This window comes from Saccharibacillus kuerlensis DSM 22868, from assembly GCF_000378145.1.
GTDB classification, from domain to species: Bacteria; Bacillota; Bacilli; order Paenibacillales; family Paenibacillaceae; genus Saccharibacillus; species Saccharibacillus kuerlensis.
Window position 1 is genome coordinate 42,468 of the sequence record NZ_KB899277.1, and the last position, 13,982, is coordinate 56,449.

Sequence of the window (13,982 nt, forward strand, 5' to 3'; positions counted from 1 at the left end):
GATTTCGTTAGGTGACCCATCCGCCATTTGGGCTTAAAATTTGTCCGGTCATGTATCCCGATTCCGGTAGCGCCAGAAAACGGACCGTCTCCGCAATTTCTTTCGGTTCGGCCAGACGACCGGCCGGAATCTCCTCCGCGATCGCTTCGATCTCCTCGGAAGACAGTGCATCCAGCATCGCTGTTCGCACAGCTCCAGGAGCCACCGCGTTTACCGAAACGCCCGACAAAGCGAGTTCTTTGGCAAGCGCCTTGGTAAAGGCGTTGATTCCTCCTTTTGCTGCGGAATAAACGACTTCGCACGAAGCTCCGGTTAAGCCCCATATAGACGAAATATTAATAATCCGTCCGTATTTTTGCGACACCATTTCTTCCATAAAAGCTTGGCTGCACAGAAATGTTCCTTTTAGATTCACATCCATCACACGATCCCACTCTTCATCCGTTACGTCGCACAGCATACCGTAATGCGCAGCTCCGGCATTGTTAACAAGCACATTGGGCACAAATCCCGCTGCTTTGAGTTCGTCGCGCATACGCAGCACTTCCGCACGCTTGCGCACGTCTGCGCGCGCCGTCAGCACCTGGGACGCTCCCAGTGACGCACAGCGGTCAGCCGCCGCATGAACCGCTGCCTCCGACGCCGAGTAATGCAGAGCCACCCGGCATCCGTCGGCAGCGAACCGTTCAGCAATCGCAGAACCGATTCCGCCCGAAGCTCCGGTAACGAGAACGGCAGTATCGGACGGCTTTCGCCGTCCTTTAGCAAGTCCGTCCGTCATTAAGCGCCTCGTACGATCGATACGGCGCGGCGATCCCAGCGAACATGTTCCCGCAGACGCGCATTGACTTCGTTCAACGTCATATTTTCATAGATGCCCAGCACCGTAAACAGGTCGCCTCCGCCAAACTTGTAGCGGGTAAACTCATGGGCAATATTTTCCGGAGAATTCAGCATCCGCAAATAGTTCCCGATTTTTTTCTTGCGCGCCCGTTCGAAAGCTTTCTCGTCAAACCCGGTCTCGACCAGCCGTTCGGACTCTTCGCGAATACGCTCCATCAGCAGATCGGGATCGCGGGTGTCGCCTCCGATCACAGAGAATGCATACTGGCTAGTCGCACGGAAGTCTCCGCCAAATCCGTCGGTAATCAGAGCTTCGTCGTACAGCTTCTGGTACAGGGGCGTACTGCTGCCGAGCAGCAAATCCAGCATTACCTCTGTTGTCAGGTCCATTTTAATTAGTTCTGGTCCGCTTACATTAGGTGCCGGCTCTTTGAAACCAAACAGACATTTCGGCAGCGATACCGGCAGATTCAGCTCTTTGCGCTCCTGCGCGACCTGATCCGGTTCCGGATCGAAGAAACGCTCGATCTCGGCTTGAGGACCGTAATTTTTCGTAGCTTGATTGGCTTTTACCTGCTCGATGACCTTTTCCGGATCGACGCCGCCTACTACAAACAGCAGCATATTACTCGGATGGTAAAACGTATTGTAGCAGGTGTACAGCGTCTCCTTCGTGATTTCGCTGATCGATTCGATTGTTCCTGCAATATCGATATGCACCGGGTGCACTTTGTACAGCGCTTCGATCAGGCCGTAATAGACGCGCCAATCGGGATTGTCCTGATACATTTGAATTTCTTGACCGATAATCCCTTTTTCCTTCTCTACGTTTTCATCAGTGAAATAGGGATTCTGCACGAAATTGACCAGTGTCTCCAAGTTTTCTTCGATGTTCTCTGTTGCCGAAAACAGGTATACCGTCTGGTCAAAGCTCGTGAACGCGTTGGACGAAGCACCCTGCGAAGAGAATTTCAGAAATACGTCACCTTCCGGTTCTTCGAATACTTTATGTTCCAGAAAGTGGGCAATGCCATCGGGTACACGATGTTCTTCCTGCCCTGCGACGCGGAAACGGTTATCGACCGAGCCGTAGTTCGTCGAGAACGTCGCATACGTCTTCTGAAAGCCTTCTTTGGGCAGAACATAGACACTTAGTCCGTTATCCAACTTCTCGTGATACAGTGTCTCCTGCAGATGTTCGTAAACAATGCGCTCCATCGTTATTCCCCCTCTTTTCCCGTCAAAAAGTAAATGGTGTCGAGCCGGAAGTTTTGTGCAGCTTCGGCCACCTGTTCCAGCGTCATGCTCTCCACCTGCTCGATCAATTCGGATACGGCGCGCACACGACCGGAAAGTCTGCCTCCAAAGTCCTGATGAATCATCTGGAAAGCGGAATCGCGAACTTCGCGCAGATCGTTGCCGAGCATGGCTTTGGTCTGGCTCAGCTCCGTTTCGGTAATTTCGCCAGCTTTTATCGCTTCGAGCTGCAGGCGAATAATTTCGAGCGCACGATCATAGTTGCCGATCTCAATCCCCGATTGAATGGTACCAAACGCTTTATGAGGCTCGTATTGGGAAGAAGCATAATAAGCCAGACTCGCTTTTTCGCGTACATTCTGGAACAATTTCGAATGCGGATAACCGCCAAGTATGCCATTGTATACGAGAGCAGCGGCATAACGGTCATCGACATAGTCGATCGACGTCTTGAAGCCGATGTTCAGCTTGCCCTGCGAGACATCCATTGTTTCAGTGACGATATGAGGATTGCCTACCCCTTCGTTCTTGGAGCTTCTCGAATATTCATACGGCGAATGTCCAGGTCCGGCGATATCGAAATGTTTGTGTACAATACCGCGAACTTCATCCAGCGTCGTATCGCCGACCACATATAGATCCAGCGACGCTTCGGACAGCCACTTGCGATAGGAGTCGTGCAGAGCGGAAGCATCCAACTCCTCCAATGCTTCCCGTTTGCCGAGCGCGTTCAGACGATAAGACTCGCCTGCAAACATCTCTTCTACGCAGCGTGCACCGGCATAACGAACTTTATTGTTGATTACAGCATCAAGCTTCTTGCGTACGTTGTCGCGTTCGGCATCGACGAATTTGCTCTTGAACACGCCGTTCTCAAGCGCAGGCCGGGTAAGCGTTTCTCCCAAAAAAGCCAGCGAGTTCTCAAGCAGCGGTTCGTCATTGTTTACAAAAGCATCGTTGATCGTATCCATGCGGAACTGCACAATCTGAGCTCCGTCTCGCTTGTACACGTCAAATCCGAAGCCGGCTCCATACAGCTCTTCCAGACGCTCGCGAAACAGAATTGTCTCCGGATAGGAGGCATTGCCGCGGCGCAATACAAAAGGTGTCAGCGCGATCGGCGTTACAGTATCTTCATGGAGCGGCGCTCCGGCATATAAAGAAACGGCAAACGTCTTGAAACGCTTGGTCGGCAGCACATGAATGCGAATCCGTCCTTCCGCTGCCCGTTCAAATCCCGTAGTACTCATCATTAATCACTCCTTAGGCTGTCGGCGGATTCCGCTCGATATAAGTATCCTTTAACTCTTTAACCATTCTTAATTATTCTATACTACTGTCAAGAGGGGAATCAACTTAAGTGCCGCTCACGATTCACACACAGACTTCCTGCACATAAAAAATCCGGCGGCCGCAAAAGACGCTGGATGCGTCAAATGCGAACGACGGAATTTTCTTGAACATAAATCAAACATAAATTGAATAAAAAGTTGAACAAAAAATGGCACCTGAAGCTCTACAGAGCATTTCGCCAACATTCAAGACATCAATTGGGTGAATTTGCTGCACGACTGGCCTGAAGCTGCTCGATGGAGATTAAGACCTCGCGAGGCTTACTGCCTTCATACGGGCCGACGATGCCACGAGCTTCCATTGCATCAACCAGGCGCGCTGCACGTGTATAACCGACCCGCATGCGCCGCTGCAGCAGCGATACAGATGCCTGCTTAGCCTCGACAACGATTTGTACCGCTTGATCGTACAGCTCGTCCATCGCTTCTTCGGGTGCAGCGGCGTTGTCGTCGATCTCCGGCACCAAGTCCGTATCGTACTGCGCTTCCGCCTGACCACTGCAGTAAGCGACAATCTCCTCAACTTCGTTATCGCTGAGGAAAGCTCCCTGTACCCGTACAGGCTTGGAAGCCCCCATTGGCATAAACAGCATGTCTCCTCGCCCAAGCAATTTCTCGGCCCCGCCCATATCCAGAATTGTGCGCGAATCGACCTGCGACGAAACGCCGAATGCGATCCGGGACGGGATGTTCGCTTTGATAACCCCTGTAATAACATCGACGGACGGCCGCTGCGTAGCAATGATCAAGTGGATACCCGCGGCACGCGCCATCTGGGCAAGGCGCGCTATCGCATCTTCCACATCGCCTGCGGCCACCATCATCAGGTCAGCCAACTCATCGACGATGACTACGATATACGGCAAAATGGCAGACGGATTGTCCTTCATCAACGTATTGTAGCCCTCAATGTTTCGAGTCGACGACTTGGAAAACAGCTCGTAGCGTTTTTCCATCTCAACCACGATCTTTTTAAGCGCAAGCGAAGCGCGGCGCGGATCCGTGACGACCGGAGCCAACAGATGCGGAATACCGTTATAGACGTTGAGCTCAACCATTTTAGGATCGACCATCAAAAATTTCACTTCATCCGGCTTAGCCTTGTATAGAATACTTGCTATAATGCCGTTGATACAGACCGATTTGCCTGAACCGGTGGCACCTGCGACAAGCAAATGGGGCATACGCGCCAGATTACCGACAATCGTCTGACCGGAAATGTCCCGGCCGAAAGCAACCGTCAATTTGGAGGGTGCTTCAGCGAACACAGGCGAATCCATTACCTCGCGCATTGTAACCATTGATACTTCATTGTTCGGTACTTCAATGCCGATGGCGGACTTGCCCGGAATCGGTGCTTCCATCCGAATATCTTTGGCTGCAAGGGCCAGGGCGATATCATCGGTCAGGCCAACGACCCGGCTCACCTTTACACCGACATCGGGCTGAATCTCATATCGGGTAACTGCAGGTCCCCGCACAACTTCCAATACACGCGCCCGAACACCGAAACTTTCCAGCGTCGTTTCAAGCTTGCGAGCCGTTTGCATATAATCCGCTTGGCTGGTTGAAGAAGGATCTTCCTTCGGCATCGCCAGCAGCTTCAGCGGCGGAAGCTTGTAAGGTTTTGGCGGAGGCTTGATCTTCTCGCCTTCGGCAGTTTCCAGCAGTTCGCCGGCCGCTGCCGGAATAGATGGATCTCCTTCCGGCAGCAGTGAAGCCTCGCTTATATCGGAAGTTGGGTCCACTGCCAAACGTGCGGCTTCCGAACCCGCAAGCTTGGCAGACGAAATGACGGATGCTTCTTCAAAATCCTCTGCATCGTCTGTCGACAGGGCCGCTCCGCTTCCGGGCTCCTCTTCAATCCGCTTTTCCGAGCGAATATGTTCGAAGAAATCGCGAATAATCGGCGCATGACGGTTGTTGTCCGAAATTGCTTCATTGCCTTTGTCGGAATGAGCTGATAAATTGTCCTTCTCTTGAGAACCATCAAGCTCTGCCGCTTCATTGTCAGTGCTACCCTGACCACGAAGCTCGCTCGGCACGCGGTAGACTCCGGTAACTTTAAATTCTTCTCGCGGTGCTGCTTCTTCTTCCACCTCTTCGACAGCCGTTCGACGTCGCCCACGCAAAGCCCCGCTCAAACTGCGTTTCTCCTGCTCGTCTTCGCCCGTTTCCGGCCGTGCAGCGCGTCTTCGCTCTGCAGCTTCCGCCTTCTCTTGGGCGCGAATCTCGGCACGCTGTTCGGATTCGATCCGGCGCTGCTCGGATGCCTTACGCTCTTCCTTTAGTCGTTCTCCTGCCGAGCGTGCCGCTTCGCCTGCTCTTCGGCGAATCAAATTCATAAGATCAACATAAGACATCTGCGTGACAAGCATAACCCCAATAATCAGCAGCACAGCAGAAGCAAGCTTAGCTCCAGACATACCAAACATCAAGAACAACAAGGACAGCAGCAGTCCTCCGAAGTAACCGCCGCCGATCGGACGAAGAAATGGCGTTGTACGGCTCATCGTTTCATCCGGCGAAATCAAAGAACGATGAAGGTCCCCCTGCACAGCGGATAGAATGCCGCCTGCGCTCATCTGCCCCTTAAGTTCAGGGTGACTCTGCGCCTCGCCGATCGACAGCATCAGTATGCCTGCCAAAGCAACCAAAAGCAGTCCCGATTTGCGCGAACTCCACCCATAAGGCATCCCTCGTCTGATCATCAAATACAGGCCCGTATATATGCCGAGCAGCGGAATGATTGCATAAGCCTTACCCAGTACAAAGCCGAACCCGGCCGAGAGCAGCTGACCAATAAAAGCCTGGCCGGATAATCCGATGACAGACAGCGTAATGAGCACAATACCGTAAATTTCATATTTAAGAGCGCTTGCCAGCGAACTCTGCTTTTTTTTCTTGCCTTTAGCAGGCGTACGACCGCCGCCTGAACGGGCTGTGCTCCCGCTTCGTGTTCCTGCACCTTTTTTCTGTGCCACTTTTAATCCCCCCTGCCATTGACACACTCTCCCCATAATAGCACATAAGTTCGCCAAAAGGCAGAGGAAAACAGGCTCTACCGTTTCTCTTCCACAACAAAAAACCTCTTTCCGAAAACGTTCACTTTAACGTTTGGGAAGAGGTTTTTAAGCTATCTCTATATTTTCGCAGTGCTGTAAAGCATTCCCGCGGAATATACGATATTTATACTTCCATAATAATCGGCAGAATCATTGGACGACGGCGGGTCTGATCGAACAGGAAGCGTCCGAGCGAATCTTTGACACCCGACTTAAGCGAAGCCCATTCATTCACATTTTCACTCATCAGGCGCTGCAGCGTACTCGTTACGACACGGTTCGCTTCATCGAGCAGCCCTTCGGATTCCCGTACGTACACGAAACCGCGCGAAATGATATCCGGACCGGAAACGATGCGTCCATCCTGTTTGCTGAGCGTAACTACAACAACCAGAATACCGTCCTGCGACAGCAGCTTGCGATCTCGCAGTACAATATTGCCAACGTCACCAACGCCAAGGCCATCGATCAGAACGTTGCCAGAAGGCACTTTGCCCGCTTTGCGTGCTTCGCCATTATGGATTTCAACGACATCACCGATATCGACCAGGAAAATATTGTCTGGATCAACGCCAACGGATTCGCCCAACTGTGCGTGCTTGCGCAGCATGCGGTATTCACCGTGGATTGGAATAAAGAACTTTGGACGCATCAGATTGAGCATCAGCTTCAGCTCTTCCTGGGAACCGTGACCCGATACGTGTACGCCTTTGTTCGAACCGCTGTAGATGACTTCTGCTCCAAGGCGGAACAAGGCATCAATCGTGCGGCCGACATATTTTTCGTTACCCGGTACTGGCGTTGCGGCGATAATTACCGTATCGCCCGGCAGAATGTCCACTTTACGATGCGTAGAGCGTGCCATGCGGCTCAATGCCGACATCGGCTCGCCCTGGCTGCCTGTGCATAAAATGGCAACGCGGTCTGCGCCGATTCGGTTGATTTCTTCAGGCTCGATGATCATGCCTTCCGGAATTTCCAGATAACCCAGTTCCGAAGCGATAGACACGACGTTAACCATACTGCGTCCTACTACGACAATTTTCCGGCCGGTAGCGTCGGCAGCATTGACAACCTGCTGAATCCGGTGAACGTTGGAAGCGAAAGTTGCAACGACAACGCGCTGACGGGCTTTGCGGAAAATATCTTCCAATACGATTCCTACGCTTTTTTCCGAAGGGGTAAAGCCAGGTTTCTCGGCGTTGGTACTATCCGAAAGAAGCGCCAATACGCCTTTTTGACCAATTTCAGCCATACGCTGCAGATCCGCGAACTGATCGTTGACCGGCGTATGATCAAACTTAAAGTCACCCGTATGAACCACGTTGCCTTCCGGCGTATCGATGCAGACCCCAACGGAGTCCGGGATGCTGTGGTTTGTTTTGAAAAATGTTGCTGTCAGCGTGCTTCCCAGCTTCAGCTCGGAATCTGCGTTGATCAGAATACGTTTTGTTTCGCCAAGCAGGTTTGCTTCACGCAGCTTGTTTTCGATCAGACCGAGGGTCAGCTTCGTCGCATACAACGGCACATTCAGATGCTTCAGAACATAAGGAAGTCCGCCGATATGGTCTTCGTGACCGTGAGTGACAATAATGCCTCGGACTTTATCGCGGTTCTCTGTCAGATAGCTGATATCCGGAATGACAAGATCGATTCCGAGCATATCTTCTTCCGGGAACTTCAATCCGGCATCCACGACAACAATGTCATCATCATACTGAACGACATACATATTTTTACCAATTTCGCCGACGCCGCCAAGTGCGAAGATCATCAGCTTTTCTGAGTTGTTACTTTTCTTTGCCAAGATAGGTAAACCTCCTAAAATGTAGTATTGTGTTTGTTCTATAAAAGTTGGACGTTTGCTATTTTTCCGGTTTTTGGCATAGCTCGAACAAGGACTTTCATCGTTGACGATTCGAGAGGGCTTTTTATACACAAAAGCCGCTCGATATCATCCGATCAAGCCGATGCACGAACCTCCGTCAAATATGGTTCGTGTTGTTTTTCTATAACCCGCACCCAGTCACTTGCGTTCATTATACATGAATGAAAACCCAAAATACAAGTCGAAAGCCCTCTCATTCCCTGCCTTCTCGCTTTATCCTTTTATTTGAACCACGCTTTCGAGGCTTTTTAGACATGAAAAAAGCGCCGTTTCCCGGAAGAAACGGCGCTTGCTGACTTTATAAGACGTTAACGGACACTTATCCTTTAATCAGGTGAAATCGGCCATAAATCGTTCGATATACGTTTTTTCCTCTTCTGTCGCATCCACCAGCGGTAGGCGGACTCCGCCTACCTGATAACCGCGCAGCGTCAGAGCATACTTAACGGCAACAGGATTCGGCACTGGATGGGGGCAGGAGAACAATCCTTTGAATACAGGCAGCAGCGAATGATAAATACGCGTCGCTTCAGATGCGCTTCCGCTAACGTGAGCGGCAAGCATCTCGCTCATTTTTGTTCCTACGACATGGCTGGCTACGCTGACAATACCATATGCACCGACAGACAGAGCCGGCAGTGAGGCCGCATCGTCTCCCGAATAAACGCGAAACCCTTCCGGCGCACGGGAAGCAATATACGCGACTTGATCGGCTGGAGCACACTCCTTAACTGCCACAATATTCGGCAGCTGCGCCAACCGCAGCGTCGTTTCTCCTTCAAGATTGGAAGCTGTTCGACTCGGAACGTTATAGAGCATAACCGGAAGCGACGTTGCCTGCGCAATTGCAGCAAAGTGCGCGTACAATCCGTCCTGATTCGGTCGGTTGTAATAAGGCACGACCAGCAGAACACCGTCCGCTCCAGCTTTTTCCGCAGCTTTTGTCAGCTCAATACTGTGATGGGTATCGTTGCTGCCGGTACCGGCAATAATGCCGCAGCGGCCGTTCGCATGACGCACCGCAATTTCCAATAATCGAATTTTCTCTTCATCGGTCAGCGTAGGCGACTCTCCCGTCGTACCAAATACGACGATCGACTCGGTTCGCTGCTCAATCAACATGTCGATCAACACAGGAATCTGATCCCATGCCACTTCCCCCTGCCCGTCGAAAGGAGTGACCATGGCGGTTATCAGTCGTCCGAAATCCATTATCCATTCTCTCCTTCTTCGTGGCTTTGTGCAATTCACTGCATTTTAGGCTAATCATTTAGTAGCTTTTAAAGATGAAGCTCAAAACGGGTATGCAGCGCCTTCAGTGCTTTGACCATATCTTCTTTTTTCACCAGCACCCAAATTGTCGTATTGGAGTCCGCCGATTGCAAAATCTGTACATTTTGAAGCGTTAGCGCTTCGACAATGTGCGACATAATGCCGGGAACGCCATTAATACCTCCACCAATGACGGACACTTTGGCGCATCCGCTCAGCGCGCGCGGCTCATAACCGATATCCCGAAGGGCAGTCAGGGCACGTTCCGCTTCGGAGTCGAACACGGTATACACTGCGCCAACCGGAGTTACATTGATAAAGTCGACGCTAATCGCATTTTCTGCCATCGCTTTGAATACGTTCAACGACAGCTGTCCACTCGGATCCGGCTGTTCAACCGTAATTTGCGTTACGTTGCTTACATATGCAATTCCGGTTACAAAACGATCTACTACGCCGGCCGATACGTCCGCAAAGTTTTCCGGATGTGTAACCAATGTTCCTTCGTCTTCGGAAAATGTTGAACGTACGCGAACCGGAATCTGAGCCTGCATAGCGATTTCCACAGCACGCGGATGGATGACTTTCGCTCCTTGGTAGGCCATGTTGCAAATTTCGGTATAGCTGACGACCTCAAGAGGTTTGGCATCTTCCACCAAACGGGGGTCAGCGGTCAAGATGCCATTGACGTCTGTATAGATATCGACGATTTCAGCATGCAGCGCGGCGCCTAACGCCGTTGCAGACGTGTCGCTGCCACCTCTTCCAAGCGTAGTGAGGTCTCCGTATTCGTTCTGCCCTTGGAAACCGGTCACAATAATAACGCTGTGGTCCTGCAGCTCGCGCAAAATCCGCTCCGGGCGCATCTCCAGGATGCGCGCATTGCCGAAGTGACTGTCTGTCATAAATCCGGCTTGTGCTCCCGTCAGAACAGTTGCATCAATGCCTTCCTGATGTAAAATGCCGCAAAGCGTAGCTGCGGAGATGATTTCTCCGCAGCCCATGAGCAAATCTTTCTCTTTGGCCGGCAGCGACTTGCCGCTTGTCGACCCTGCCCATCCGAGCAGTGTATCGGTAGCATAAGGGTCGCCGCTGCGCCCCATAGCGGAAACAACGACTACCAATTGATAGCCGGAATTCAGCTCACGCTGGATATGACGGACGACGTGCGCTCTCGCTTCTTCCGAAGACAGCGACGTTCCGCCGAATTTTTGAACCCGAATAGCCATGGTCTCTTCCTTTCGTTATGCCTGCCGCAAACGCGCCGCAATAATTTCTGCAATTTGCACAGCGTTCCACGCTGCGCCTTTAAGCAAGTTGTCCGAAACGATCCACATATTGAGGCCGGTCGGCGAATCGAGGTCGCGGCGCAGCCGTCCTACAAATACGTCGTTTTTGCCTGCCGCATCGGTAGCCAGCGGGTAAGCCTGATTGGCCGGATCGTCGACAACGGTAATTCCCGGTGCCTGTTCCAGCAGCGAACGCACTTCTTGAAGATCGTATTCCGATCCCAGTTCCACATAGACGGATTCCGAATGGCCGTAGACGACCGGAATGCGCACGCAGGTTGCCGTAACCTGAATCGATTCGTCACCCATAATCTTTTTGGTCTCGTTAACCATTTTCATTTCTTCATACGTAAAACCGTTGTCCATGAACTTATCGATCTGCGGTACGGCATTAAATGCGATCTGATGCTTTACCGGCAGCGAGGCAACAGGCAGCACGTCGGGATTGACCGGCTCTCCGTTTACGATCGCTTTGGTCTGACGTTCCAGCTCAGCGATTGCTTTGGCACCCGAACCGGATACCGCTTGATAAGTCGATACAATGATCCGTTTGAGTCCGTAGCGCTTCTGCAGAGGTTTCAGTGCAGCGACCATCTGGATCGTCGAGCAGTTCGGATTGGCAATAACGCCGTTATGCTCGAAAATTTTCTCTTCATTGACTTCCGGTACGACAAGCGGAGCGGTCGGATCCATCCGGAAAGCACTTGTATTGTCGATACATACTGTTCCGCGCTTGATGGCTTCCGGCACAAGTGCCTTACTTACATCTCCGCCTGCGCTGAACAATGCAATTTGTACATTTTCAAAACTCTCGGGTGTTGCTTCTTCAACCGTAACGTCAACGCCTTTGAACTTAAGCTTCGTTCCTGCGCTTCTCGCGGACGACAACAATTTCAAGGTATTGACAGGAAAATCGCGCTCTTCAAGCAATCTGAGAATTTGTTCACCGACCGCACCGGTCGCGCCGACGACGGCAACATTAAACGTTTCATTCGACATCTGGGTCTCTCCTTTATATGGAAAAAATCGCTAAACATCAAGGTTTGCATTGTGAATATCATAGTTTGTATCGGGGTAAAAAGCAAGACGTTCACTTTCGATGTCAGGGTTTTGAAACAAAAAAAGCCCACGGCTTTCTTCACTATTGAAGAAGCCGTGGGCATACGGCAAAGCCGTCTCGGCTTCCCGCAAAGTCCGAATTATTTACCGGTATGTCCGAAGCCGCCGGCTCCCCGAACGGTCTCGGAAAGTTCCTCGACTTCCGCCAAAACAGTTTCCGGTACCTCTTGGAATACCATCTGCGCAATCCGCTCTCCTCGAGCAATTGTAAACGGCTCTTGCCCAAAATTGATCAGAAGAACTTTGATTTCGCCGCGGTAGTCTGCATCAATGGTACCCGGTGTATTCAAACAGGTAATGCCATGCTTGTATGCCAGTCCGCTGCGCGGGCGAATCTGTGCTTCAAGTCCGCCCGGCATAGCGATAGCTATTCCGGTAGGCACAAGGGCACGTTCCATCGGTGCAAGCACGATCGGTTCCAATACAGCAGCCTGCAGATCGTATCCTGCGGCCAGTTCCGTCATTTTTCGCGGCAGAGCCAAATCTTCATTCCCAGCGAATCGTTTAATTTGTACCAGGTGGGACAAGTTCATCTCTCCTTAATGCATTTAGCGCACGATCGGAATTCCCGACCATCGCGACTGCGAACGGTTGTGCAAACAAATGATCAAGTGCAAGCCGGACGTCAGCTTCCGTTACGGCCTCGACTTTGGCGATTGTCTCATCAATCGTCTCATGGCGTCCGATCATCAACTCATTTTTCCCTAAACGGTTCATTCGACTGCCGCTGCCTTCGAGTCCCATGATTAGACTGCCTTTAAGCTGCTGCTTGCCTTTGTGAATCTCCATTTCGGTTAGTCCATTTGTGCGGACGTCATGCAAAACTTCTTGTGTCAGTTTCAACACGTCGGACGTTTGTTTAGGTGCAGCACCTGCGTAAATTGTAAAATAGCCGCTGTCCGCATGCGCGCTGTGGTAAGAATACACGGAATACGCGAGTCCGCGTTTTTCGCGAATTTCTTGGAACAGTTTCGAACTCATTCCTCCGCCAATCGCATTGTTCAGCAGCGCCATCGCGTACTGACGAGGATCGTCATAGCCAAAACCTTGGAATGCCAAACAGATATGGTTCTGTTCGGTTTTCTTTTTGCGGTAAACCAGTCCGCCCCCGAAGGACGGCAGAGTAATCGGAGATTCGGTCCCTTTCCGATTGAAGGAACCGAAATGACTTTCCAACATCTCCCGAAGATTCTCTCCGAGATTGCCGGCAATTGCCACGATCGTATTGTCCACCGTATAGTGATCGTTCATATAACGTCGAAGATCGTCGGATGCCATTGCCGCCAAATGCTCCTGCGTACCAAGAATCGGCATGGCCAGCGCATGGCCTTCATAGGCCGCTTCCACAATCAGATCATGTACGAGATCATCTGGATCATCGAGATACATTGAAATCTCTTCGAAAATAACGTTTTTCTCCCGTGCCAGTTCCTCCGGATCAAACTTGGAGTTAAAGAACATGTCGGACAAAATGTCCATTGCGATCGGCAAATGTTCATCGAGTACCTTTGCATAATAGCTCGTGTACTCTTTTGAAGTAAAAGCATTGACATTGCCTCCAATTGCATCGAACTGCTCGGCAATATCCCGCGCATCATGCCGCTCTGTGCCCTTAAACAGCATATGTTCGATAAAATGCGAAATGCCGTTATCGGCTTCTTTTTCGTTTCGCGATCCATTTTTCACCCAGATGCCGAACGAAACGGAGCGCGAACCCGGGATATGCTCGGCCACCACCCGCAGGCCGCTGCTCAGTGTATATTTTTCCAAAGCGTTACTCCCCCCTACGTCCTTCCGATAGCTATCGGTTCAATGAACGTGCAGACTCTATCCTAGCAAATTTCCGGTCCATGCTCAACCGGATAAGCTCTCAAACCTTAGTCCGCACAACATGGAC

Annotated in this window: 10 protein-coding genes; all 10 read right to left on the bottom strand. The window is 51.3% G+C overall.

The window, feature by feature from the left end; translation table 11 throughout:
• Positions 1-7: 7 nt before the first annotated feature.
• Positions 8-781 (bottom strand): elongation factor P 5-aminopentanone reductase, encoded by a 774-nt coding sequence (ymfI, locus tag F456_RS0100190; protein ID WP_018974972.1) that lies wholly within the window; start codon positions 779-781, stop codon positions 8-10.
• Positions 781-2,061, bottom strand: a complete 1,281-nt coding sequence (yfmH, locus tag F456_RS0100195) for an EF-P 5-aminopentanol modification-associated protein YfmH (protein WP_018974973.1) — start codon at positions 2,059-2,061, stop codon at positions 781-783. Before yfmH ends, ymfI begins: the two co-directional genes overlap by 1 nt.
• 2 nt (positions 2,062-2,063) lie before the next feature.
• Entirely contained in the window at positions 2,064-3,350 is a 1,287-nt protein-coding gene (gene yfmF, locus F456_RS0100200) for an EF-P 5-aminopentanol modification-associated protein YfmF (protein ID WP_018974974.1), read from the bottom strand.
• 296 nt (positions 3,351-3,646) lie between these two features.
• The gene (locus tag F456_RS0100205) at positions 3,647-6,436 is read right to left on the bottom strand and encodes an FtsK/SpoIIIE family DNA translocase (protein WP_018974975.1); all 2,790 of its coding nucleotides are present in this window, start codon (positions 6,434-6,436) and stop codon (positions 3,647-3,649) included.
• A gap of 205 nt (positions 6,437-6,641) precedes the next feature.
• Positions 6,642-8,324, bottom strand: coding sequence for a ribonuclease J (locus F456_RS0100210; protein WP_018974976.1), 1,683 nt, complete (start codon positions 8,322-8,324; stop codon positions 6,642-6,644).
• Between the two features lie 411 nt (positions 8,325-8,735).
• On the bottom strand, positions 8,736-9,617 hold the full coding sequence (gene dapA, locus F456_RS0100215) for a 4-hydroxy-tetrahydrodipicolinate synthase (RefSeq protein WP_018974977.1): 882 nt from the start codon (positions 9,615-9,617) through the stop codon (positions 8,736-8,738).
• 68 nt (positions 9,618-9,685) lie between these two features.
• Entirely contained in the window at positions 9,686-10,906 is a 1,221-nt protein-coding gene (gene dapG, locus F456_RS0100220; RefSeq protein ID WP_018974978.1) for an aspartate kinase, read from the bottom strand.
• A gap of 15 nt (positions 10,907-10,921) precedes the next feature.
• Positions 10,922-11,965 carry an aspartate-semialdehyde dehydrogenase gene (locus tag F456_RS0100225; protein WP_018974979.1) on the bottom strand — a complete coding sequence of 348 codons (1,044 nt, stop codon included), beginning with the start codon at positions 11,963-11,965 and terminating at the stop codon, positions 10,922-10,924.
• A gap of 200 nt (positions 11,966-12,165) precedes the next feature.
• Positions 12,166-12,612 carry a dUTP diphosphatase gene (gene dut / locus F456_RS0100230; RefSeq protein ID WP_018974980.1) on the bottom strand — a complete coding sequence of 149 codons (447 nt, stop codon included), beginning with the start codon at positions 12,610-12,612 and terminating at the stop codon, positions 12,166-12,168.
• Positions 12,590-13,855 (bottom strand): M16 family metallopeptidase, encoded by a 1,266-nt coding sequence (locus tag F456_RS0100235; RefSeq protein ID WP_018974981.1) that lies wholly within the window; start codon positions 13,853-13,855, stop codon positions 12,590-12,592. Before F456_RS0100235 ends, dut begins: the two co-directional genes overlap by 23 nt.
• Positions 13,856-13,982 lie beyond the last annotated feature (127 nt).